Origin of the sequence: Sphingomonas sp. PSPC2-2 (genome assembly GCF_049897725.1) — a bacterium.
Taxonomy (GTDB): domain Bacteria; phylum Pseudomonadota; class Alphaproteobacteria; order Sphingomonadales; family Sphingomonadaceae; genus Sphingomonas.
This window is the reverse complement of sequence record NZ_JAFCWU010000006.1, coordinates 194,418-216,377: the sequence shown is the minus strand read 5'-3', so window position 1 is coordinate 216,377 and position 21,960 is coordinate 194,418. Positions and strand designations below refer to the sequence as shown.

At 65.7% G+C, this 21,960-nt stretch carries 21 protein-coding genes and 1 tRNA gene; 19 read left to right on the top strand and 3 right to left on the bottom strand.

Annotated features, from left to right (window positions below; all coding sequences use genetic code 11):
* Position 1: 1 nt before the first annotated feature.
* From ACP7BY_RS12920 to ACP7BY_RS12905, 4 genes are all read left to right on the top strand, one after another.
* Positions 2-628 carry a glutathione S-transferase gene (locus ACP7BY_RS12920; protein ID WP_033967139.1) on the top strand — a complete coding sequence of 209 codons (627 nt, stop codon included), beginning with the start codon at positions 2-4 and terminating at the stop codon, positions 626-628.
* Positions 625-1,068 carry an NUDIX hydrolase gene (locus ACP7BY_RS12915; RefSeq protein WP_137903225.1) on the top strand — a complete coding sequence of 148 codons (444 nt, stop codon included), beginning with the start codon at positions 625-627 and terminating at the stop codon, positions 1,066-1,068. Before ACP7BY_RS12920 ends, ACP7BY_RS12915 begins: the two co-directional genes overlap by 4 nt.
* On the top strand, positions 1,065-1,967 hold the full coding sequence (locus ACP7BY_RS12910; protein ID WP_033967142.1) for a pirin family protein: 903 nt from the start codon (positions 1,065-1,067) through the stop codon (positions 1,965-1,967). Before ACP7BY_RS12915 ends, ACP7BY_RS12910 begins: the two co-directional genes overlap by 4 nt.
* A 116-nt stretch (positions 1,968-2,083) precedes the next feature.
* Complete coding sequence (locus tag ACP7BY_RS12905) at positions 2,084-2,968, top strand: alpha/beta fold hydrolase (protein ID WP_137903224.1); 885 nt, start codon at positions 2,084-2,086, stop codon at positions 2,966-2,968.
* Positions 2,969-3,138: 170 nt separating this feature from the next.
* Here the strand turns inward: ACP7BY_RS12905 and ACP7BY_RS12900 are convergent, their stop codons facing one another.
* Positions 3,139-4,242 carry a DUF2332 domain-containing protein gene (locus ACP7BY_RS12900; protein WP_137903223.1) on the bottom strand — a complete coding sequence of 368 codons (1,104 nt, stop codon included), beginning with the start codon at positions 4,240-4,242 and terminating at the stop codon, positions 3,139-3,141.
* Positions 4,243-4,401: 159 nt separating this feature from the next.
* Between ACP7BY_RS12900 and hisG the strand changes: the two genes are divergently transcribed.
* The 6 genes from hisG to ACP7BY_RS12870 all read left to right on the top strand — a co-directional run bounded on the left by hisG (position 4,402) and on the right by ACP7BY_RS12870 (position 11,202).
* Positions 4,402-5,064, top strand: coding sequence for an ATP phosphoribosyltransferase (hisG, locus tag ACP7BY_RS12895; RefSeq protein ID WP_137903221.1), 663 nt, complete (start codon positions 4,402-4,404; stop codon positions 5,062-5,064).
* 112 nt (positions 5,065-5,176) lie between these two features.
* Positions 5,177-6,463, top strand: a complete 1,287-nt coding sequence (gene hisD / locus ACP7BY_RS12890) for a histidinol dehydrogenase (RefSeq protein ID WP_137903220.1) — start codon at positions 5,177-5,179, stop codon at positions 6,461-6,463.
* 178 nt (positions 6,464-6,641) lie between these two features.
* The gene (gene nusB, locus ACP7BY_RS12885; RefSeq protein ID WP_033967425.1) at positions 6,642-7,112 is read left to right on the top strand and encodes a transcription antitermination factor NusB; all 471 of its coding nucleotides are present in this window, start codon (positions 6,642-6,644) and stop codon (positions 7,110-7,112) included.
* Positions 7,113-7,114: 2 nt separating this feature from the next.
* Positions 7,115-7,291, top strand: coding sequence for a DUF4169 family protein (locus tag ACP7BY_RS12880; protein ID WP_081988868.1), 177 nt, complete (start codon positions 7,115-7,117; stop codon positions 7,289-7,291).
* A 618-nt stretch (positions 7,292-7,909) separates the two neighbouring features.
* Positions 7,910-8,965 carry a thiamine-phosphate kinase gene (locus ACP7BY_RS12875; RefSeq protein ID WP_137902872.1) on the top strand — a complete coding sequence of 352 codons (1,056 nt, stop codon included), beginning with the start codon at positions 7,910-7,912 and terminating at the stop codon, positions 8,963-8,965.
* 113 nt (positions 8,966-9,078) lie between these two features.
* Entirely contained in the window at positions 9,079-11,202 is a 2,124-nt protein-coding gene (locus ACP7BY_RS12870; RefSeq protein WP_137902871.1) for a sodium-translocating pyrophosphatase, read from the top strand.
* 58 nt (positions 11,203-11,260) lie between these two features.
* On the opposite strand, the gene ACP7BY_RS12865 is transcribed toward ACP7BY_RS12870, so the two are convergent.
* Positions 11,261-11,548 (bottom strand): hypothetical protein, encoded by a 288-nt coding sequence (locus ACP7BY_RS12865; RefSeq protein ID WP_033965256.1) that lies wholly within the window; start codon positions 11,546-11,548, stop codon positions 11,261-11,263.
* The gene (locus ACP7BY_RS12860) at positions 11,548-12,579 is read right to left on the bottom strand and encodes a hypothetical protein (RefSeq protein ID WP_137902870.1); all 1,032 of its coding nucleotides are present in this window, start codon (positions 12,577-12,579) and stop codon (positions 11,548-11,550) included. Before ACP7BY_RS12860 ends, ACP7BY_RS12865 begins: the two co-directional genes overlap by 1 nt.
* A 234-nt stretch (positions 12,580-12,813) precedes the next feature.
* On the opposite strand from ACP7BY_RS12860, the gene ACP7BY_RS12855 reads away from it, so the two are divergent.
* The 9 genes from ACP7BY_RS12855 (at position 12,814) to ACP7BY_RS12815 (ending at position 21,861) form a co-directional block, all read left to right on the top strand.
* Positions 12,814-14,730 carry an alpha/beta hydrolase family protein gene (locus ACP7BY_RS12855; RefSeq protein ID WP_033965259.1) on the top strand — a complete coding sequence of 639 codons (1,917 nt, stop codon included), beginning with the start codon at positions 12,814-12,816 and terminating at the stop codon, positions 14,728-14,730.
* A 193-nt stretch (positions 14,731-14,923) separates the two neighbouring features.
* Positions 14,924-17,878, top strand: coding sequence for a class I SAM-dependent DNA methyltransferase (locus ACP7BY_RS12850; protein ID WP_405053307.1), 2,955 nt, complete (start codon positions 14,924-14,926; stop codon positions 17,876-17,878).
* Positions 17,875-18,756, top strand: coding sequence for a restriction endonuclease (locus ACP7BY_RS12845; RefSeq protein ID WP_033967323.1), 882 nt, complete (start codon positions 17,875-17,877; stop codon positions 18,754-18,756). Before ACP7BY_RS12850 ends, ACP7BY_RS12845 begins: the two co-directional genes overlap by 4 nt.
* 275 nt (positions 18,757-19,031) lie before the next feature.
* A complete protein-coding gene (gene infA / locus ACP7BY_RS12840; RefSeq protein WP_010162480.1) occupies positions 19,032-19,250 on the top strand; it encodes a translation initiation factor IF-1 in 219 nt (72 codons plus the stop codon).
* A 13-nt stretch (positions 19,251-19,263) separates the two neighbouring features.
* A complete protein-coding gene (locus ACP7BY_RS12835; protein ID WP_137902868.1) occupies positions 19,264-19,845 on the top strand; it encodes a Maf family protein in 582 nt (193 codons plus the stop codon).
* Complete coding sequence (locus tag ACP7BY_RS12830) at positions 19,838-20,794, top strand: ribonuclease (protein WP_137902867.1); 957 nt, start codon at positions 19,838-19,840, stop codon at positions 20,792-20,794. Before ACP7BY_RS12835 ends, ACP7BY_RS12830 begins: the two co-directional genes overlap by 8 nt.
* A complete protein-coding gene (locus tag ACP7BY_RS12825; protein WP_029622962.1) occupies positions 20,794-20,979 on the top strand; it encodes a DNA gyrase inhibitor YacG in 186 nt (61 codons plus the stop codon). Before ACP7BY_RS12830 ends, ACP7BY_RS12825 begins: the two co-directional genes overlap by 1 nt.
* A gap of 30 nt (positions 20,980-21,009) precedes the next feature.
* Positions 21,010-21,085: transfer RNA gene (locus tag ACP7BY_RS12820), tRNA-Phe, on the top strand.
* Between the two features lie 29 nt (positions 21,086-21,114).
* The gene (locus ACP7BY_RS12815; RefSeq protein WP_033966270.1) at positions 21,115-21,861 is read left to right on the top strand and encodes an SDR family NAD(P)-dependent oxidoreductase; all 747 of its coding nucleotides are present in this window, start codon (positions 21,115-21,117) and stop codon (positions 21,859-21,861) included.
* Positions 21,862-21,960: the final 99 nt, after the last annotated feature.

Here is a 21,960-nt window from a genome sequence, read left to right as displayed (position 1 = left end):
GATGCGCTACGGTCTGTGGTATTGGCCCGGAATCCAGGGCCGTGGCGAATTCATCAGATTGCCGCTGGAGGCAGCGGGGATCGCCTATGTCGAATGCGGCCGCGTCGAGGGTGAGGACGCGCTGGTCGCCAACATCCTGCTTTTTCTCGGCGACCATCATCAGGTCGGCGCATCGCGCATTGCCGACCGGTTGTGGCTCAACCAGTTGCAGCTGACGATCGCCGACATGGTCACCGAGGTCCACAGCGTCCACCACCCGATCGCCGGGTCACTGACCTATGAGGCGCAGAAGGACACTGCGCTCGCGGTAGCCAGGGTGTTCCGCGAGGAGCGCATGCCCAAATTCCTCGATCACTTCGAGCAGGCGGCCAATAGCGGTTCGGGCGAATGGCTAATCGACCATCACTGGACCTATGCCGACACGTCGCTGTTCCAGTTGGTCGAGGGGCTGCGCTATATGTTCCCCAAGCGGATGGCCGCGCTCGAGCCCGCTTATCCCGGCCTGATCCGCATCCACGATCTCGTCGCCGATCTGCCCGGCATCCGCGCCTATCTGAAGAGCGAACGCCGCCTGCCCTTCTCGCAGAACGGCATCTTCCGCCATTATCCCGAGCTCGACGCTGCATGACCCGCACCCCCCGCCCCGCCGCGCGCATCGTGTTGCTCGATCCGGCGGGGCGCGTCCTCTTGTTCCGTTTCGACCCAGATGACCGCCCGCCTTTCTGGTGCACGCCCGGCGGCGCACTCGATCCGGGCGAAGACTATCCCGCCGCCGCCCGACGCGAATTGCTGGAGGAAACCGGCTTCGATCTCGATCCCGGCCCCGAAATCCTACGCCGCGTGGTCGATTTTCTGACGATCGAAGGCGTGCCCGTCACCGCCGACGAACGCTATTTCCTCGTCCGCGCGCCGCACGACCGGATCGAGACGCACGGCCACACCGCGCTCGAACAGCGCGTGATGACGCGCTGGCGCTGGTTCACCCGCGCGGAACTGACGCAAGCGACCGAGCCCTATTTCCCGAGCGACCTGCTCGCCCTTCTCGCCGATCTGGAGGCACAGCCATGACCAATGACGATCTGATCCTGCAGACGATCACCCCCTCGACCCACGATCTCGGCGGCTTCAAGGTACATCGCACCTTGCCGTCGCGACCGCGCACGATGGTCGGCCCGTTCATCTTCTTCGACCAGATGGGCCCCGCACGGCTGGAGGTCGGCACCGGCATCGACGTGCGCCCGCACCCGCACATCAATCTGGCGACGGTCACCTATCTGTTCGCAGGCGCGCTCGGCCACCGCGATTCGATCGGCAGCGACGTGGTGATCGAGCCCGGCGCGGTCAATCTCATGACGGCAGGGCACGGCATCGTCCATTCCGAACGCTCGCCCAGCGCCGAGCGCGCGGTCGGCCCCGAATTGTCGGGCATCCAGACCTGGCTTGCCTTGCCCGAAGCGGATGAAGAGCGCGATCCCGCCTTCGAGCATGTCGCCAAGGCCGATCTGCCGACGGTCGAGACGCCGGGGGCCCGTGCGCGCGTGGTGATGGGCAGCCTATGGGGGCAGAGCGCGCCGACCACCACTTATGCCAGCACGATCTATGCCGACATCGTGCTCGATGCAGGCGGCGCGGTGCCGATCGATGCAGAGGCCGACGAGCGCGCCATCTACATCGCGATTGGCGAAGCGACGCTCGACGGCATGACGCTGGAGCCGATGACGCTCTATGTGCTCAAACCCGGCGTCGCCGCGACGCTGCGCTCCGCCACCGGTGCGCGCGCGATGCTATGCGGCGGCGAGGCGTTCACCACCCCGCGCCACGTCTGGTGGAATTTCGTCTCGTCCAACCGCGACCGCATCGAAGAAGCCAAGCGCGCCTGGACCGCAGGCGAATTCCCCAAGGTGCCCGGCGACGACAAGGAATGGATCCCGATCCCCGGCGTGCCGAAGACCGTGAGTTATCCTTAAATCTACTCCCCTCCCGCTTGCGGGAGGGGTCGGGGGAGGGCATGTTGAATCGAACGCGCGGTGAGAGAAGGTCAGGCCCTCCCCTAACCCCTCCCGCAAGCGGGAGGGGAATTTCAATGCCCACCTTCACCCTTACCCCCATCCCCCTCCCGACCGGCGTAACGCTCGACGTCGCCACCGCCGGCGACCCGGCGCACCCGCCGATCATCCTGCTCCACGGCTTCCCCGAATCGCACCGCACCTGGCGGCACGTCATCCCGCAGCTCAGCGCCGATCATTTCGTCATCGCGCCCGACCAGCGCGGTTTCGCGCGCTCGTCCAAGCCAGCAAATGTGTCCGATTATACCCCCGACAAGATGGTCGCCGACTTGCTCGCGCTCGCCGATCATTTCGGCCTCACCACCTTCACGCTGGTGGGCCATGATTGGGGCGGCGCGATCGCGTGGATGGCGGCGCTGCAAAACCCTAAGCGCATCACGCGGCTGGTGATCGTCAACGCGCCGCACCCGTTCGTCTTTCAGCGCACGCTGTTCGACGACATGGCGCAGCGCGCGGCGAGCCAATATATCCGCGCCTTCCGCAACCCCGATTTCGAAAAGCACGTTGCCGGTATCGGCCTGTCGGCGTTCTTCGACGGCAGCTTTTCGGCGCATACCGATCTCGCCAAGCTGGCCGAGGAAAAGCCCATCTATCTCGACCAATGGGGCCAGCGCGGCGCGCTCACCGCCATGCTCAACTGGTATCGCGCCAGCCCGATTATCGTCCCGGCAATGGACGAAACGCCCGAGCGCCCGGCCTTTCTCGACGCGCCGTTTCCCCCGATCCAGCAGCCGACGCTGGTGGTGTGGGGCCTCAAGGACGCCGCCCTCCTACCAAGCCAGCTCGAAGGTCTCGACGCGCTCGTCCCCGACCTGACGCTGGTCAAGGTCGATGCCGGGCATTTCGTCCCCTGGGAAAACCCCGACGCGATCGTCGCGGCAATCCGGGAGTGGGAACCCTAATCCTCCCCGGTACGGGGACGCCACCTAAATCCTCCCCGGAACGGGGAGGGGGACCGTGAGCATTCAGCGAACGGTGGAGGGGGCTCTCCCCAAGCGGTCCGCCCGTGGCAGCCCCCCTCCACCACCAGCCTGAAGAAGGCTGGCGGTCCCCCTCCCCGTGCCGGGGAGGATCAAACGCGCACCCGCGCCGCTTCAGGCAACGCGACCGAAGGCAGCGCATCCCCGGACTCTGCCCCCGTATCGACCCACGTCCCATGCGCATGCGCCGTCGCAACCGTCGCCCATTCCCCTGAGCCCGGCCACGACCGCGCCCGCACCACCTGATGCCCGAGCGCCCGATCGGGCTCCATCATCACCCAGCCGAGCGGCCGCTCCGCGCTCGCCCGCGCGCCCGCCGCCTTCATCGCAGCGCGGATGCGCTCGGCCACCGGCTCGGGCAGATATTGCCACACCACCGAATGCATCAGCACGCGCGTCACGCCCGCTTCCTGTGGCTCGGCCAGCCGCGCTTCGATCCAGTCGGCGGCATCGGCCTGCACCAGATCGACCCCGCGTTCGACCTGCATCGCGATCGCCGCGCGCACCCGCACCAGCCGTTCGGGCGTCTCGGGCCAGACATAGGCTGCCAGCCGCGCCGCCACCGTGGGATCGGTCGCATCGAGCGGCTGGACGTCGCAGCCACGCACCGACACGATCTCCAGCGGCACCACCGGCGCAGGCGGCCCGCCCCACTCAGGCGTAATCGTCACCGGCGAGTCGGCAGGCCCATAAAAGGTCCCGCCCAGATCGAAGCGATAGCGGTCGATCAGCAAATTCAGCCCCGCGCTCGACCCGATCTCGAGCAGCTCGATCCTCGGCCCGTGCCGCCGTGCGATCTCGATCAGCCCCAGCAGCAACGCCGCCGATCGCCCCGGCTCATTGGTCTGCGGCGGCCCGTCGAGCCACGGCAGCAGCGCCGCTTCGTGTTCGGCCAGCACCCGCTCCAGCGTGGCGATAATCTCGGCCTGTTCGGTCACGCGTCCCGCAAAGACCGCCGCCAGCCCGTCATCCCTGCCCGCCTGCACCAGCGCATGCAGCCCGCCAAAAAAGCGCAGCGGCAACGCATCGCGCGTCGGCTCGCCCGGCCAATCGAGGATGCGCGCGCCCATCGCGGTGTCGCGCGTCAGCCCCGCCGCCACCGCCGCGCACATCCGGCCATAAATCGGCGCGGCATTGGCGTCGCAATAATGCTGCTGAATCAGGAACGCCCCGCGATTATTCTGCTCGCTCGCCATCTGCCATCTCCGTTTGCATATCCGTTCGTTTCGAGCGTCGTCGAGAAACCGGGCCTGGCGCGGCGCTGCTGTTTCTCGACTGCGCTCGAAACGAACGGGGGGGGTATCGTCGGCCCCGTTGTTGCGCCCACCCCCGCCCGCAAGTAAAGCCCGGCGGATATGGCCGATCCCATCATCATCGCCGTGCCCAAGGGCCGCATCCTCGCCGAGGCTGTTCCGCTGCTCGAACGCGCCGGAATCGTTCCCGAAGCCGCCTTTCGCGACGAGGATTCGCGCGCCTTGCGCTTCTCGACCAACAATCCCGGCATCGACTTGATCCGCGTCCGCGCGTTCGACGTCGCCACCTTCGTCGCACACGGTGCCGCGCAGCTTGGCATCGTCGGGTCGGACGTGCTGGCGGAATTCGATTATTCGGAGCTTTATGCCCCGGTCGATCTCGGCATCGGCCATTGCCGCCTGTCGGTCGCCGAGCCCGCCGCAATGGCCGCGCAGGACGATCCGCGCGGCTGGAGCCATGTCCGCGTCGCCACCAAATATCCGCACGTCACCGAAGCGCATTTCGCACGCCGCGGCGTCTCGGCGGAATGCGTCAAGCTGAACGGCGCGATGGAACTCGCGCCTTTGCTCGGCCTCGCCCCGCGCATCGTCGATCTGGTGTCGTCGGGCCGCACGTTGAAGGAAAACGGCCTGGTCGAGGTCGAAGTGATTTGCGAGGTGACCAGCCGCCTGATCGTCAACCGCGCCGCGTTCAAGACGCGCGGGCAAGTGGTGCCGCTGGTCGAGGCGTTCCGCCGGGCGGTTGCGCAGGAGGTGGCGGCGTGAACACTTGTCACCCTCACCCTTCCGTCGCTTCGCTCCTCCCTCCCTCTCCCAATGGGAGAGGGAAGGGGCCCGCGCGGCAAAGCCGCGTGGGAAGGGTGAGGGTGACCAACCAATGATCCGCCTCACCACCACATCCCCCACCTTCGCCGCAGACTTCACCGCTTTGGTCAACGCCCGCCGCGAAGCCGATGCCGATGTCGCGCGCGACGTAACCGCCATCATCGCGCGCGTCCGTGACGAAGGCGACGCGGCGGTGCGCGCCTACACCCAAAGCTTCGACCGCCACGATCTCGACGCCACCGGCTGGCAGATCGACCGCGAAGAATGGCGCGCCGCCTATGACGGCCTCGCCCCCGATCTGCGCGCCGCGCTCGATCTCGCGGCGGAGCGCATCGCCACCTATCACGAGAAGCAGAAGCCGCAGGGCAGCGACCTGACCGACGCGCACGGCATCCGCACCGGTGCGCGCTGGAATGCGATCGAAAATGCCGGGATCTACATTCCCGGCGGCCGCGCGGCCTATCCCAGCTCGGTGCTGATGAACGCCATCCCCGCCAAGGTCGCGGGCGTCGATCGCGTCGTCATGGTCACCCCCACCCCCGATGGCGAGATCAACCCGCTGGTGCTCGCCGCCGCGCACATTGCCGGCGTCGATGAAGTGTGGCGCATCGGCGGCGCGCAAGCCGTCGCCGCGCTTGCTTATGGCACCGACCGCATCGCGCCGGTCGACGTCATCACCGGCCCCGGCAACGCCTGGGTCGCCGAGGCCAAGCGCCAACTCTACGGCGTGGTCGGCATCGACATGGTGGCGGGTCCCTCGGAAATCGTCGTCGTCGCCGATGGGGCGAACCGCGCCGACTGGATCGCCGCCGACCTGCTCAGCCAGAGCGAGCATGACCCGACCAGCCAGTCGATCCTGTTCACCGATGACGCCGCCTTTGCCGATGCCGTCGCGGCCGAGGTCGACGCCCAGATCGCCACGCTCGCAACATCCAAGGTCGCGCGCGCGGCATGGGACGCGAACGGCGCGATCATCCTGGTGCGCGACCTCGACGAAGCGCTGCCACTGGTCGACCGCCTCGCGCCCGAACATCTCGAACTGGCGTGCGACGATCCGCAGCCGCTGTTCGACCGCGTCCGCCATGCCGGATCGGTGTTCCTCGGCCGCCACACGCCGGAAGCGATCGGCGATTATGTCGCCGGCCCCAACCACGTCCTCCCCACCGGCCGCCGCGCCCGCTTCGCCAGCGGCCTGTCGGTGCTCGATTTCATGAAGCGCACCAGCTTCCTGCACTTGGACCCCAAGGGTCTGGCGGCGATCGGCCCGGCGGCGGTCGCGCTCGCCGAAGCCGAAGGCCTCCCCGCCCACGCAAGATCGGTGGCGCTACGGCTGAAATAACCTCACCGTCACCCCGGGCTCGTCCCGCGGTCCACCGCGCCGCATAGTCGGCAAACGATCGTCACGGACGACCGTGGACCCCGGGACAAGCCCGGGGTGACGGTCTGCGCGGCTGGTCCGGTGCCCCCCAAAAACACCCAACTTCCCGTTCCCCGCTTTTTCGCTTAAAGGCCGCGCAATGTCTTCCCACGCCACCCCCCGTACCGCCGCCCGCTCCAAAGCACGCGCCGCCGCCCGTCTCGCCGCCGTCCAGGCGCTGTATCAGCATGATATGGAAGCAACGCCGATCGCGCAGTTGCTGAGCGAATTCCACAATCACCGCCTCGGCGCGACGATCGAGGATGCCGAATATGCCGAGGCCGAAGTCGGTTTCTTCGACGATGTCGTAAAGGGCACCGAGGCGCGCCTCGGCGAGATCGACACCGCCATTGCCGGAAAGCTTGCCAAGGGCTGGAACCTCGCCCGGCTCGACAAGGCGATGCGCGCGATCCTGCGGGCGGGCACCTATGAATTGCTGGCGCGCGCGGACGTGCCGGTCGGCACCGTCATCACCGAATATGTCGATGTAGCGCACGCTTTCTTCGACAAGCGCGAGGCGGGTTTCGTCAACGGCCTGCTCGACGCCATCGCCAAGGACGTCCGCGCATAAAGATGGCGGAGGTCATCAACCTCCGCCGCGCCCGCAAGGCGCACACCCGCAAAGCGGCAGAAGCCACCGCCACCATCAACCGCGCCGCCTTCGGGCGGAGCAAAGCTGAACGCGAGGCGGCGGCAGTGGACGCCGGGCGGCTGGAACGCGGGCTGGATGGGGTGAAGCGGGAGGAGTGAGCAAGGGCGATTGTCCGCTCTCGCCCAATATCTGCCACTTAGCCGCTCTTGTTGGCGTCCCTATTGCGGACGTTCACGCAGTTCTCCACTCTCGCGTCATGCCTTCCCAGTGCATCCGAGCCGCATTTGCCTTGATCGCGTCGCTATCGTTAGCGGGTGCGATGCCCAACCCTCCTGACAATAACTACATAGCCTTAACTGCGTCCGATTTGCGAAATATGGTGTTAGGTCACTATATTCGTGATTGTGAAGGTTCAGTAGACGCTGGTCCTCTCATAATAGAACGGAACGCGCGCTTTGAGAAAGTGACTGGTTTTGGGTCCTATGACGGAACATACTCTACGCATCAAAACACGATTTATTTCGTGACAAGGCACACCAAGTCGCCAATAATTTTCTTCATGAGATTTTTCAAAGATACCAGTGGTAGCTTATTCGTCACCGACGAACTGAATCGAACTCCTTACCCCATCCATATTCGACCCATTGATAGCCATGCGCACGATCTGACCTGCGCGCATAGCCCCCGTCCGACTAATCGGTAATCTTCCGAAAAGCCGCCAGACCCCTCCCCACCACCCGCAGACATCCGCCCCCGCCCCCGCTACACCGGCGCGCATGACCGAAGCCGATTTCCTCGCCGCCTTGCGCGCGCTGCCGCTGCATCCAGGGGCGTTGGGCCTGCGCGATGACGCCGCGCGGCTGGGGCGGCTGGTGCTGACCAGCGATACGCTGGTCGAGGGCGTGCATTATCTCGCCAGCGATCCAGCCGGGGATGTCGCGTGGAAGCTGGTGGCGACCAACCTGTCCGATCTCGCCGCCAAGGGCGCGGTGCCGGTCGGGGTGATGCTGAATTATCCTTTGCGTGCTTCGCAGCCGCCGCCCCCGCGCTCAACCCGTCACCCCGGGCTTGTCCCGGGGTCCACCGCGCGGCAAGACCAACCGCCGCAGGACACGCCGCACCGTGGACCCCGGAACAAGTCCGGGGTGACGGGGACGGGCACTGCGGAAGCGACCATGGGCGATGCCGAAAATTGGGACACCGCCTTCCTCACCGGCCTCGCCGAGGCGCTCACCCGCTTCGCCGCGCCGATCCTCGGCGGCGACACCGTCTCGCTCCCGCCGCACGCCCCGCGCGTGCTCACGCTCACCGCGCTCGGCGACAGCGCGCACGCCCCCAGCCGCAGCGGCGCGCGCGCAGGCGATGCGCTGTACGTCACCGGCACGATCGGCGATGCCGGGGCCGGGCTCGCCATTGCGCGCGGGGAAAGCGGCCCCGCCGATCTGCTCGCCGCCTATCGCCGCCCGCAGCCGCGCCTCGCCGAGGGGCAGGCGCTCGCGCCGATCGTCAGCGCGATGATGGACGTGTCGGACGGCCTGCTGATCGACGCGCACCGCATGGCCCAGGCGAGCGGCCTCGCCGTCACCATCGATCTCGCCACCGTGCCGCTCTCCGACTCGTACCGCGCCTTCGTCGGCGACACGCTGCCCGCGCGCCTAACCGCCGCCACTGCAGGCGACGATTATCAATTGCTGTTCGCGCTTGCCCCAGACCAGCCCCTTCCCGTCCCCGCCACCCGCATCGGGAGCTTCTCGCGCGGGGAAGGCATCACCCTCACCGACGCGGGCGCGCCGGTCGAACTGCCGCCCCGGCTCGGCTTTCAGCACGGGTAGCAACCGCCGCTTGCCAAGCCATCCCCCGGCGCTAGTCTGGCGGCCAAGCGTGGGGGCGCAAGGAGAGTCTGTCCGGGCGACCATCCCACCGGAAACCATGGGAAAGGATACGCATGACGATCGTCTATGCCGCCATCATCTGTGGGCTGATCGCCGTCGCCTACGGCATCATCACCAGCGCCCAAGTCCTCCGCGCACCGCCCGGCAACGAAAAGATGCAGGACATCGCCGCCGCCATTCAGGAAGGCGCGAAAGCCTATCTCGGCCGCCAGTACCGCACCATCGCCATTGTCGGGGTGATCGTGCTCGCTTTGGTGTGGGTGTTCCTCGACGGAATGCGCACCCCCATCTCCGCCGTCAGCTTTGCGCTCGGCGCGGTGCTGTCGGGCGTGGCGGGCTATGTCGGCATGAACATTTCGGTGCGCGCCAATGTCCGCACGGCGGAGGCCGCGCGCACATCGCTGCAAGGCGGGCTGACGATGGCGTTCCGCTCGGGCGCGGTCACCGGCTTGCTGGTGGCGGGGCTCGGCCTGCTCGCGATCTCGGGCACCTTCTGGTATCTGGCGGGCACGAACGGCAGCGCGGCGGGCGCGCCCGTCGTGGTCAAGGCGCTCACCGCCTTGGCCTTCGGCGCCTCGCTCATCTCAATCTTCGCGCGTCTGGGCGGCGGCATCTTCACCAAGGCCGCCGATGTCGGCGCCGATCTGGTCGGCAAGGTGGAAGCCGGCATCCCCGAGGACGACCCCCGCAACCCCGCCACCATTGCGGACAATGTCGGCGACAATGTCGGCGATTGCGCCGGCATGGCCGCCGATCTGTTCGAAACCTATGTGGTCACGATCGGCGTGACGATGATCTCGGTCGCGCTCGCGCTCAAAAATGCCGATCATCTGCTGCAGGTTATGACGCTGCCGCTCATCGTCGGCGGGGTGTGCATCCTCACCTCGATTATCGGCACCTTCTTCGTGCGGCTGGGCAGTAGCGGCTCGATCATGGGCGCGCTGTACAAGGGCTTCTGGGTCAGCGTGGGCCTGTCGATCCCCGCCATCTATTTCGCCACGCAATATACGCTGGGCGACATGAACACGCCGCTCGGCGGCAACGCCTTTCTCGGCGATGTCGGCGCGTTCACCGGCATGAAATTGTTCGGCGCGATGATGATCGGCCTCGCCGTCACCGGGCTGCTGGTGTGGATCACCGAATATTATACCGGCACCAATTTCCGCCCGGTGCGCAGCATCGCCAAGGCATCGGAAACCGGCCACGGCACCAACGTCATTCAGGGCCTGGCGATCAGCCTGGAATCGACCGCTTTGCCCACGCTCGTCATCGTCATCGCGGTGATCGCCGCCTATCAGCTTGCGGGCGTGATCGGCATCGCCTTTGCCGCCACCGCCATGCTGGCACAGGCCGGGATGGTGGTCGCGCTCGATGCCTATGGCCCGGTCACCGACAATGCCGGCGGCATCGCCGAAATGGCGGGCCTGCCCGATGACGTGCGCCACCGCACCGATGCTCTGGACGCGGTCGGCAACACCACCAAGGCGGTGACCAAGGGCTATGCGATCGGCTCGGCCGCGCTCGCAGCGCTCGTGCTGTTCAACGCCTACACCTCGGACTTGGGCCGCGATTTCCCCGATCTCACGGTCAATTTCCAGCTCTCCAACCCCTATGTCATCGTCGGGCTGCTGCTGGGCGCATTGCTCCCCTATCTGTTCGGCGCGATGGGGATGACTGCGGTCGGCCGCGCGGCGGGCGCGGTGGTCGAGGAAGTCCGCGCGCAGTTCCGCGACAATCCCGGCATCATGGCGGGCACCAGCCGCCCCGATTATGCCCGCACCGTCGATCTCGTCACCAAGGCCGCGATCCGGGAAATGATCATCCCGTCGCTGCTGCCCGTACTCTCCCCGATCCTGGTCTATTTCGTCATCACTAGCGTGGCGGGCCAGGCCGAGGGCTTTGCCGCCTTGGGCGCGATGCTGCTGGGCGTGATCGTCTCGGGCCTGTTCGTCGCGATTTCGATGACGTCGGGCGGCGGCGCGTGGGACAATGCCAAGAAATATATCGAGGACGGCCATCACGGCGGCAAGGGCAGCGAAGCGCATAAGGCCGCCGTCACCGGCGACACGGTAGGCGATCCGTATAAGGACACGGCAGGCCCGGCGGTGAACCCGATGATCAAGATCACCAATATCGTCGCGCTGCTGTTGCTCGCGGCCTTGGCGGCGGCAGGATAAGGTTCACGGCGCGGCGGCGGCACTTCATCCGCCGCCGCGCCGCGCGACATTCCATCGATCAGGTCGGTCGGTAGGCAGCGACGCTCTGCATGGCCCCGCTCACCAGGCAATTCGCCACGCAGATCAGCACATGGCCGTCTTTCTCGGGCGGATGTCCGCTATACACCTCGAGCACCGCGCGCTTGCCAACGGCGGGGCTGGCACCAATCTGCAAGGTCATCACATTATTGGGGGCCTGCGCCATCAGCCCGGAGAGCGGGCCGTAAATGCCCTCCTCCTGCTGCACGACGGTTTGCAGATAGCTAAGCGGCTGGTTGCCGTCGCACGCTTTTTGAACAATCGACATTAGCAGGGCCCTCCGACCGCAACCTTGAAACGTTGGCAAAAGGTCTCGAGTTTCTCCGTCGTCCGCGCTGCATCGAGCAGGTTCAGCGCATTGAGGAGCGGATCGGCGTCGCTCGGCTCCCCGCCCGACACGCGCTGCAGCAGCCCCAACTGTGCCGCCGTTGCTGCTTTCAGGAGAATAGCGATCTTTTCCCGGCGGTCCTGCAAATCCTGTGCAACCGGCGCGACGATCTGGATCGCCTTGATGTCTGCATTTGCCTGGGTCGCCTGCACCCCCGCGTGATTGGAAATCTCGGTGATGGCACCGGGAAGCGTGCCAGCAAAGGCGTAGTCATCGATGTCGTTGAGCGCGCGGAACAGCGAATATGCGGCGACATCCTGCGATTCGCCCTCGCGGATGCGGGCCAGCACTTCGCGCCGTTTCGCCACCATCTGCGCCAGCATCGCGGGCATGGTCATGTTGTACAGCGCCTGCTTCTCGAACGAGGCGCGCGCCCCCAGTACGCCGGCCGAGGCCGCCGACAGCGCCTTCGACGCCGCGCTCACCGAGCCGACCCCGTTCAGCGCAAGCGCGATCCAGTCGGTTCCGACACCGAAGCCGACCCCTTCTTTGTAAAGATTGCGCTCATATTCGCCAAAACGCAGGTCGATCGCGCGCAGCCGGGCGTCGATGATATCGTTGCGGCACGCCTTCTTGGCCTGGCAGGAGTCATAGGCGGTGACCTTTGCTGCCAGCAGATACGGCGCAATTTCGGCATTGACTTGCGTAGTATCGAACGCCGAATTTGGAAATCCGCTCACGGTCGCGCACCCGGCAAGCGACATGGCAAATCCCCCGACGGCCACTCTTCGCAAAACATCACCCATCCCGCGCGCGATGATATTGATCGGAACTAATGGATCACCTGGCACCTCCACCCCCTCCCCATATCGTTTATTAGAAAGCAAACTCAAACTGACACAGTGTGCTGCTATTATCAATAAAATGATGTTTTCTACAGTCGAGTTATATTTCAGATATTTATGTGCCATCTCGTGTCAGGCACGCTGCAACCATGCCTGCGGAGTCTTTGGATCGGCATGGCAGGTACAAAGAAACGGCACCGCACTCGCACATTTTGTGACGGGTGGTCGTTTTCACACAATAATCGCGTTTTTTCTTTTCATCCCCCTTGTCAGCGCGCGCGTCGGCAATAAAGCTCGGCTGCATCCTGGGGGAGGAAAATCACCGTGATACTATACCGTTACTGGCAGGCGCTGGCGATCATGACTGCGGTATCCGCCGGTGTCGTCCACGCGCAGGGGCCCGCGCCGGTTGCCGCCCCCACCGCCGCCACCGCGCCGCTCCCCGCCGAAGCCTTTGCCAGGCTCCCCTTTCTGCAAAACCCCGAACTCTCGCCCGATGGCACGCGCGTCGCGGTCAAGATGGCGATCAAGGGCGAGCAACGCTTCGCCATCGTCCCGCTCGACGACACCAGCAAGCTGGTGATGATCAGCCCCGGCCCCAACGATCTCAACAGCTGGGCCTGGGTCAATAATGACTGGCTCGTCGCCACGATCGGTGCCACCGCCCCGGTCGAGGGGGATAGCTGGTATCTGCGCCGCACGATCGGCATCAGCGCCGATGGCAAGAAGATCAACGTGCTCGGCAAGGATCTCGCCGCGCAAGGGGCCGACGACATCCTGTGGATCGCGCGCGATGGCAGCCCGCACATCCGCCTCGCCCTGCAAACCTCGATCTATCGCGATACCGCAGGGTTCTGGCCCGAAGTGCGCGATTTCGATGTCACCAACGGCCACAGCGTGCAGGTGCAGCCGCCGCGCGAAACCGTCATGGACTGGTATGCCGATGGCACCGGCACGGTGCGCTCGGGACTTGCCTATGACGATGACACGCGCTCCTACCGCTTGCTCTACCGCGACAGCGCCGCCCAGCCCTTCCGCACGCTCGTCAAGGCGAAGGGCAAGGATGCCGATCTCGGCAACACCCCCGCCATGTTCCTGCCCGAACCCGGCAAGGCGCTGTCGATCAGCGATGCCGATGACGTGACCGCGCTCTATCCGCTCGATCTGGCAACGCTCAAGACCGGGGCGAAACTGTTCGGCGTGCCCGGTTATGATATTGACAGCATCATCAGCGACGAGAGCGGCACGCGCCTCGTTGGCGTGCAATATACCGACACGCGCCCGCGCGTGCACTGGATCGATCCCGCGCTCGCCGACATCCAGACCAAGCTCGATGCGGCCGTCGGCACCCGCACCGCGCGGATCGTGTCGTGGAGCAAGGATTTCCAGGTGCTGATCGTCCATGTCGGCGGCCCCGATCGCCCCGGTGCCTATTACATCTTCCGCCAGGCCGAAGGCGTGATGCACATGATGGGGACGGTCAACGAAGCGCTCGGGCTGAAGGCCTATGCCCCGGTGCGCACGATCAAATACAAGGCGCGCGACGGGCTCGAAATCTCCGCCGTGCTCACTTTGCCGCCCGGCAAGGAAGCAAAGAACCTGCCGCTGATCCTGCTGCCGCATGGCGGCCCGTTCGCGCGCGATGACGAAAGCTGGGACTGGTGGACGCAATTCCTCGCCAGCCGCGGCTATGCCGTGCTGCAACCCAATTATCGCGGGTCCTCGGGCTTCGGCACCGCCTTCACCAAAAAGGGGCGCGGACAATGGGGCCTCGCCATGCAGGACGATTTGACCGACGCCGTCAAATGGGCGGCGGATAGCGGCCTCGCCGATGCCAAGCGCGTTTGCATCGTCGGCGGCTCCTATGGCGGCTATGCCGCGTTTCGCGGGGCGCAGCGCGATGGCGCGGTGTATCGCTGCGCGGTGTCCTTTGCCGGGGTGTCGGATATGCCCGCCATGCTGCGCTATGACGGGGCCTTCCTCAATGGCGGGCGCAACAAGGATTATCTGCGCGACCAGGCCCCCGATCTGAAGGCGGTTTCCCCGCTTTACGGCGCGGCGCAATTCTCGATGCCGATCCTGATCATGCACGGCAAGAAGGACACCGTCGTCCCCGTCAAGCAATCGCGCGACATGGCGGCGAAGCTGAAGGCGGCGGGCAAGCCCTATCTCTATATCGAGCAACCGCTGGGCGACCACCATTTCACGCGCGAGGCCGACCGGCTGGAGTTTCTGAAGGCGTTGGAGGCGTTTTTGAAGGAGCATAATCCGGCGTAGCGCCCAAGGCTAACGGCGCAGCCGTTAGCCGCGGATCCGCGCAAGCCCGGCCGGCGAACGGGCGGGCTCCCCGCCCGATCCGACCGACGACGCGGCTTTGCCGCGGCGCTGGCCACCACCCCGCCACCTGCCGCCAAAGCGCTTGCGTTTCTCGGGCCTAATCCGCCACATGCGTATCCACGGGGAGTACATGATGCGGCTGGGCTGGGACGAGATCAAACGCCGCGCACGCGCGTTCAGCGAAGACTGGGCGGATGCGCATTACGAAAAAGGCGAAACCCAGTCCTTCTACAATGATTTCTTCGACATCTTCGGCGTCAAGCGCCGCCGTGTCGCCACCTATGAGCAGCGCGTAAAGCTGCTCAGCAACAAGCACGGCTTCATGGACCTGTTCTGGCCGCGCACGCTGCTGATCGAACAGAAAAGCGCCAAGCTCGATCTCGACAAAGCAGGCACCCAGGCGCTCGATTATATCGACGGCATCGCACCTGCCGAACAGCCGCGCTACGTGCTGACGTGCGATTTCCAGACGTGGCGGCTGCTCGATCTCGATAGCGGCTCCGAAACCCGCTTCAAGCTCGCCGACCTGCACAAACATGTCGAGGCCTTCGCCTTCGTCCTTGGCCGCCAACGCACCTTCGAGACGCAGGCTGGCGTGACGATCAAGGCCGCCGAACTGATGGGCCGCCTGCACGACGCGCTGGAGGCGGCCAATTACAAGGGCCATGATCTCGAACAATTGCTGGTCCGCTTGCTGTTCTGCATGTTTGCCGACGATACGGGCATCTTCCAGCCCAAGGACCTGTTCCTGGAACTGCTGCAGAACGACACGCGCGAGGATGGCAGCGACACCGGGCGCGTGCTGATGGAATTGTTCGACGTGCTCGATACGCCCGAAAGCGATCGCCAGACCGGCCTGTCGGGCGAACTCAACGCCTTCCCCTATATCAACGGCCAGCTCTTCACCGGGCGGCTCCGCACGCCCGTGTTCGACAAGGCGATGCGCCAGCATTTGATCGATGCGTGTCGGCATGATTGGACCGGGGTCAGCCCCGCCATTTTCGGCTCGCTGTTCCAATCGGTGATGGACGCCCGGGAACGCCGCGCAAAGGGCGCGCATTACACGTCCGAAGCCAATATCATGAAGGTGATTGGCCCGCTCTTCCTCGATGATCTGCGCGCCGAGCTAGACCGGCTGGTCGCGCGCCGCACCGGGCGCGATGCCGCCTTGCTCGAATTTCAGGCCAAGCTCTCGCGCCTCACCTTTCTCGATCCGGCGTGCGGCTGCGGCAATTTCCTCGTCATCGCCTATCGCGAAATCCGCCGCCTCGAACTCGCTTGCCTGCAAGCGCTCTACCCCACCCAGCAAATCGATGCGGTGCTGCTCAGCCGCGTGACGGTCGCGCAATTTTACGGCATCGAGATTGAGGAATTTCCCGCGCGCATCGCCGAAGTCGCGATGTGGATGGCCGATCACTTGGCCAACAACGAATATAATGAAGCGTTTCAGGGCAATAGCGCGCGCATCCCGCTCAAGGATTCGCCGCACATCCTCAACGCCGACGCGCTCGACACCGATTGGTCGAGCCTGATCGCGCCGGAAAAGCTGCACTACATCATGGGCAACCCGCCCTTCATCGGCGCGAAATTCCAGACGCCCGAACAACGCGCGCAAGTCCGCGCAATCGCCGGGCTCGGCGGCAGCGGCGGCACGCTCGATTTCGTCGCCGCGTGGTTCATCAAGGCCGGAGCATATCTGAACGGTGCCACCACGATCCTCCCCGGCACGGGGAGGGGGACCGCCAGCGAAGCTGGTGGTGGAGGGGGGCCTCCGCACGCGACACCCACGATGGCGAGCCCCCTCCACCAGCCTGCGGCTGGTCCCCCTCCCCGTGCCGGGGAGGATCAGGTCGGCAATCGCCGCATCCGCATCGCCTTCGTCTCGACCAATTCGATCAGCCAGGGCGAACAGGTGGCGCAGCTCTGGCCGATCCTGTTCGATCGCTTCCATCTCGAAATCGCCTTCGCCCATCGCACCTTCAGTTGGGGCAGCGAAGCGCGCGGCGCAGCGCACGTCCATGTCGTCGTGATCGGGTTGACCCACCGCGATAATCAGCCGAGCGAGAAGCGGTTGTTCAGCTATCCCGACATTCGACGCGAGCCGATTGAAAGTCGGCATGATGCGCTGACGGCGTACCTGTTCGATGCACGGGGTGTGATGAACCGGCATTTGGTGGTGTCAGAATCCACCAGCCCGACTTCTCCCCGCCCAGCAATCTCATTTGGTAATATGCCTAACGACGACGGAAATCTAATCTTATCCACCGCCGAACGCGCTGCTCTATTATCCTCCTACCCGGACGCCGAATCATTCATAAAGATTCTTGCGGGCGCAAAAGACTATATTGAAGGAAGCCACAGATTTTGCTTTTGGCTCGTGAAAGTTGATCCATCAATAATCCGAAGCATACCACCCATCTTGGAACGATTGCGTCGCAATCGAATTTATAGAGAATCAAGCACAAGGCTTACGACAAGAAAACTTGCCGGCGCACCCGGATTGTTCGGAGAAATCCGTCAAAGCGATCAGCCTTATGTACTCATTCCGCGCCACTCATCGGAACGCAGAGAATATGTTCCTTTTGGCTTCTTTGGTCCTGAGACGATTGCACATGATAGCTGCTTATTCATGCCAAACGCCGATCTCTTTGATTTCGGCGTCATGACGAGTCGAGCACATATGGCGTGGCTCGCTCAAATGGGCGGCCGCCTTAAGAGCGATTTCCGCTATTCAATCGGCCTCGTCTACAACACCTTCCCCTGGCCCGACGCCACGCCCGCACAGCGCGCGAAAATCGAGCAGCTTGCGCAAGCGGTGCTCGATGCGCGCCTCGCGCACCCGACCGCCAGCCTCGCCGATCTTTATGATCCCGATACCATGCCGGGCGATCTGCGCCGCGCGCACCATGCGCTCGATCTGGCGGTGGACCGGCTCTACCGCAGCGCGCCGTTTGCCTCGGACCGTGACCGGGTCGAGCATTTGTTCGGCCGCTACGAAGCGCTGGTAAACCCGCTCGCCACCACCGGCGTAAAAGCCAATCGCCGCGTCGCCCGCAGAAGCGCCGCCCAGCAGGAACCGGATGCATGAAGCCCGCCCACGTCGCCACGATCCGCAAGGACGATTTCTACGTCCCCACGCTGCAAGTGCTGCGCGATCTGGGTGGCTCCGCCTCGATCGAGGAGATTGAGGAAAAGCTGATCGATCGCTTCGGCTTCACCCAGGCCGATCTCGACGCGACCTACCCCACCAGCGGCGACAACATCATCACCGACAAAATGTCCTGGGCGCGCAGTTATCTGAAATTCCCCGGCTTCGTCGCCAACGATTCGCGCGGCGTGTGGGTGTTGACCGAGGCCGGTCGGCTGGTGGTGGATCAGCCGCTCGAAACGCTGCGCCAGCGCATCCGTTCGGCCAAGGCGGCGCGGCGTGCGGAGCAGCTCAAGGCCAAGGCGTCCAGCCTCGTGCTCGACCCGGCCGAGGAGGAGGCCGACGAAGCCGTCGCCGGCTGGTCCGATCTGTTGCTCGCCAAGCTCCAGTCGATCGAGCCCGCCGCGTTCGAGCGGCTGTGCCAGCGCTTGCTGCGCGAACATGGCTTCACCCGGGTCGAGGTGACGGGCAAATCGGGCGATGGCGGCATTGACGGGCAAGGCGTGCTGCGCGTCAATCTCGTCTCCTTCCACGTGTTGTTCCAGTGCAAGCGCTACAAGGGCTCGGTCGGGGCCTCCACCATCCGCGATTTTCGCGGGGCCATGCAGGGCCGCGCCGACAAGGGGCTCGTCATCACCACCGGCACCTTCACCCCCGATGCCAGGCGGGAGGCGACGCGCGACGGCGCGCCCGCGATCGATTTGATCGATGGCGAGGCGCTGTGCGATTTGCTGCGCGAGGTCGGGCTCGGCGTGGTGGTGCGCCCTGTGACGACCTATGAGGTCAGCGTCGACCAGGCCTTTTTCGACGAGGTGTGAGGCCCTGTCCTACACGCCCCCGCTCTGGCATTCTCCCCCGGCATCGCCCGCCGCGCGCGGGCGCGCCGCTCTTTCGCATCGCTGCACCGCTTTTCCCAACGGGCACCCCGCCCGCGTGCTTTTTCGCATTTTCTTATGGCGCATATGGGCGAACTTCCTGAAATTTCGCCCGCCGCGCCGCCCGCTCCGCCGCCGCCTGCGCGCGGCTTTCCTTTTGGCGCATCATCGGCTAAGGCGCGCCCTTCAAGAATTCCCCAAAATCACCAGAGGTTTGTTTGGCAAAAGAAGAACTGCTCGAAATGCGCGGCCAGGTGGTGGAGCTTCTGCCCAACGCCATGTTCCGCGTGAAGCTTGAGAACGATCATGAAATTCTCGGTCACACCGCCGGCAAGATGCGCAAGAACCGCATCCGCGTGCTCGTCGGCGACGAAGTGCTGGTCGAACTGACGCCCTATGATCTCACCAAGGGGCGGATCACCTATCGTTTCAAGTGATTCGGACGCGGTGGTGCGCCAGAGCCCGCCGCTCGTCCTCGCCTCCACCTCCCCGCGCCGCGCCGATCTGCTCGCGCGGCTGGGGGTAACGCCCGCCCGCATCGCCGCACCCGACGTCGACGAGACGCCGCTCAAGGCCGAGCCGCCGCGCGCCTATGTCGAGCGCGTCGCCCGCGCCAAGGCGCTGGCCGTCGCGCGCGCGCCCGGCGAAGTCGTACTGGCGGGCGACACCACCATCGCGCTTGGCCGCCGCATCCTCGGCAAGGCAGAGGATGACGCCACCGTCCGCGCGATGCTCGGCTTGCTCTCGGGCCGCCGCCACCATTGCCTGAGCGCGGTGTGCGTCATCGCCGCCGATGGCACGCTGCGCCAGCGCCTGTCGGACACGATCCTCGCCTTCAAGCCGCTGTCGGCCGCCGAGATCGACGCCTATGTCGCCAGCGGCGAGGGGCTGGGCAAGGCCGGGGGCTATGCCATTCAGGGCCGCGCCGAGGCGTTCGTGCGCTTCCTGTCGGGCTCGCATTCGGGCGTGATCGGCCTGCCCTTATTCGAAACGCGCGCGCTGTTGCTGGCGGCAGGTATAGCGCTTGGCTGAATGGCTGTATGAGGCCGGGATCGGCGAAGCGCGCGCCGCTTTGGTCGAGCATGGCACCATCTTGGAAGCGCGACTCGCCCCCGATCGCCCCGGCCCGGCGCTGGGCGCGGTGCTCGCGGCCCGGCTGGTCGAGATCACCGTCAAGGGCCGCGAGGGCCGCGTCAGCTTCGCAGGCGGCGAGGCGCTGCTCTCGCCTTTGCCCCCCGGCATCACCCAAGGCGCCGCGCTAACGGTCGAGCTGGTGCGCGAGGCGATCCCCGAGCCCGGCCGCACCAAGCTCCCGCGCTGCGCCCCCGCCGAGGGGCCCGAACGCGCCGGGCCGACGCTGCTCGAGCGCATTACCGCGACCGGCGTGCCGGTGCGGATCTGCCACGCGCATGAGCCCGATCATCTCGAAGCGGCGGGCTGGTCGGAGGTGCTCGAGGAAGCGCTGACCGGCGACATCGTCTTCAGCGGCCCGGTCGGCGGCGCGCTCCGCATGAGCCCGACGCCCGCGATGACGCTGTTCGACGTCGATGGCTATCCCCCGCTCGATCCGCTCGCGCTCGCCGCCGCGCGCGCAGTCGCCGCCGCGATCGTGCGACTCGACATTGGCGGCTCGATCGGGGTCGATTTCCCGACGCTGCAAGGCAAGGCCGCGCGCGCCGCGGTCGATGCCGCGCTCGACGCCGGGCTCCCGCAACCGTTCGAGCGCACCGCGATGAACGGCTTCGGCTTCGTCCAGATCATCCGCCGCCGCAGCCGCGCCTCGCTGCCCGAACTGCTCCGCGCCGATCCTGCCGCCGCGCAGGCGCGCGCGCTGCTCCGGCGAATCGAGCGCACCCCGCCGCCCGTTCCGGCACACAACCGCGTGCCCGCGGCGGTGCAAAAAGCGCTGGCGGCCAATCCGCACTGGATCGCCGAGCTCGCCCGGCGTACCGGCGTGGCCCCGATCTTCGAGGTGGCATGATGGCGCGTTCCAAACCCTGTCCGCTGTGCGGAAAGCCCCCGGTGGCCGCGCATGCGCCGTTCTGCAGCCAGGGCTGCCGCGACCGCGACCTGCTGCAATGGCTGGGCGAGGGCTACGCGCTTCCCGTGTCGACCCCGCCGGGAGAAGAACAAGACGGGCTAGACAGCACGCCAGAGCGCGATTAAGAGGCCGCTTCCCCGAGCAACTTCGGGTGTGCCCGAGTAGCTCAGTTGGTAGAGCATGCGACTGAAAATCGCAGTGTCGGTGGTTCGAATCCGCCCTCGGGCACCATTTTCTCAGACAGCGTTGGAGAGATGGTGATGCGCACGGCCTTCATCACGGGTGGAACCGCCGGCATCGGTGAGGCCGCCGTTCGGGCGTTTGTCGGGGCCGGGTGGCGCGTCGTCACCACCGGCCGCCGCGCCGACCGCCTTGCCGCCTTGGCCGAATCGCTGGGCGAAGCCGTCCACACGCTCGCCTTCGACATTCGCGATGCCGCCGCCCTCGACGCCGCCCTCGCCAGCCTGCCCGCCGATTTCGCCGACATCGACCTGCTGATCAACAATGCCGGCCTCGCGCTCGGCACTGCACCCGCGCAGGAGGCCAGCCTCGACGATTGGCAGACGATGATCGACACCAACGTCTCGGCGCTGGTCGCGGTCACGCGCAAGCTGCTGCCAGGTCTCGTCGCGCGCAAGGGCGCGATCATCAACCTGTCCTCGGTCGCCGCGACCTACCCCTATTCCGGCGGCAATGTGTATGCCGCAACCAAGGCCTTCGTCCGCCAGTTCAGCCTGGGCCTGCGCGCCGATCTGCACGGCAAGGGCGTGCGCGTCACCTCGATCGAACCCGGCATGGTCGAAACCGAATTCACCGTCGTTCGCACCGGCGGCAATCAGGCGGCGTCCGACGCGCTCTATGGCGGCGTCAATCCGATGACCGGCGACGATATCGCCGAAACGATGCTGTGGGTCGCGCAATTGCCGCCGCACCTCAACATCAACCGGCTCGAACTGATGCCCGTCAACCAGTCCTTTGCCGGCTTTGCGGTGGCGCGCGAAGGCTGATCGCGGCGCGCACCGCACCGATATCGTCAAGCGCGCGGTAAGCGTAACGAGATTTTAGGGGGCTTTGGACCACAAGCCACGGGTCGCACACCATTCAGG

Coding starts and splice junctions, on each gene's coding strand:
- ACP7BY_RS12920 (WP_033967139.1), top strand. CDS start 2: ATGCGCTACGGTCTGTGGTATTGGCCCGGAATCCAGGGCCGTGGCGAA.
- ACP7BY_RS12915 (WP_137903225.1), top strand. CDS start 625: ATGACCCGCACCCCCCGCCCCGCCGCGCGCATCGTGTTGCTCGATCCG.
- ACP7BY_RS12910 (WP_033967142.1), top strand. CDS start 1,065: ATGACCAATGACGATCTGATCCTGCAGACGATCACCCCCTCGACCCAC.
- ACP7BY_RS12905 (WP_137903224.1), top strand. CDS start 2,084: ATGCCCACCTTCACCCTTACCCCCATCCCCCTCCCGACCGGCGTAACG.
- ACP7BY_RS12900 (WP_137903223.1), bottom strand. CDS start 4,242: ATGGCGAGCGAGCAGAATAATCGCGGGGCGTTCCTGATTCAGCAGCAT.
- hisG (WP_137903221.1), top strand. CDS start 4,402: ATGGCCGATCCCATCATCATCGCCGTGCCCAAGGGCCGCATCCTCGCC.
- hisD (WP_137903220.1), top strand. CDS start 5,177: ATGATCCGCCTCACCACCACATCCCCCACCTTCGCCGCAGACTTCACC.
- nusB (WP_033967425.1), top strand. CDS start 6,642: ATGTCTTCCCACGCCACCCCCCGTACCGCCGCCCGCTCCAAAGCACGC.
- ACP7BY_RS12880 (WP_081988868.1), top strand. CDS start 7,115: ATGGCGGAGGTCATCAACCTCCGCCGCGCCCGCAAGGCGCACACCCGC.
- ACP7BY_RS12875 (WP_137902872.1), top strand. CDS start 7,910: ATGACCGAAGCCGATTTCCTCGCCGCCTTGCGCGCGCTGCCGCTGCAT.
- ACP7BY_RS12870 (WP_137902871.1), top strand. CDS start 9,079: ATGACGATCGTCTATGCCGCCATCATCTGTGGGCTGATCGCCGTCGCC.
- ACP7BY_RS12865 (WP_033965256.1), bottom strand. CDS start 11,548: ATGTCGATTGTTCAAAAAGCGTGCGACGGCAACCAGCCGCTTAGCTAT.
- ACP7BY_RS12860 (WP_137902870.1), bottom strand. CDS start 12,579: ATGGCACATAAATATCTGAAATATAACTCGACTGTAGAAAACATCATT.
- ACP7BY_RS12855 (WP_033965259.1), top strand. CDS start 12,814: ATGACTGCGGTATCCGCCGGTGTCGTCCACGCGCAGGGGCCCGCGCCG.
- ACP7BY_RS12850 (WP_405053307.1), top strand. CDS start 14,924: ATGCGGCTGGGCTGGGACGAGATCAAACGCCGCGCACGCGCGTTCAGC.
- ACP7BY_RS12845 (WP_033967323.1), top strand. CDS start 17,875: ATGAAGCCCGCCCACGTCGCCACGATCCGCAAGGACGATTTCTACGTC.
- ACP7BY_RS12825 (WP_029622962.1), top strand. CDS start 20,794: ATGGCGCGTTCCAAACCCTGTCCGCTGTGCGGAAAGCCCCCGGTGGCC.
- ACP7BY_RS12815 (WP_033966270.1), top strand. CDS start 21,115: ATGCGCACGGCCTTCATCACGGGTGGAACCGCCGGCATCGGTGAGGCC.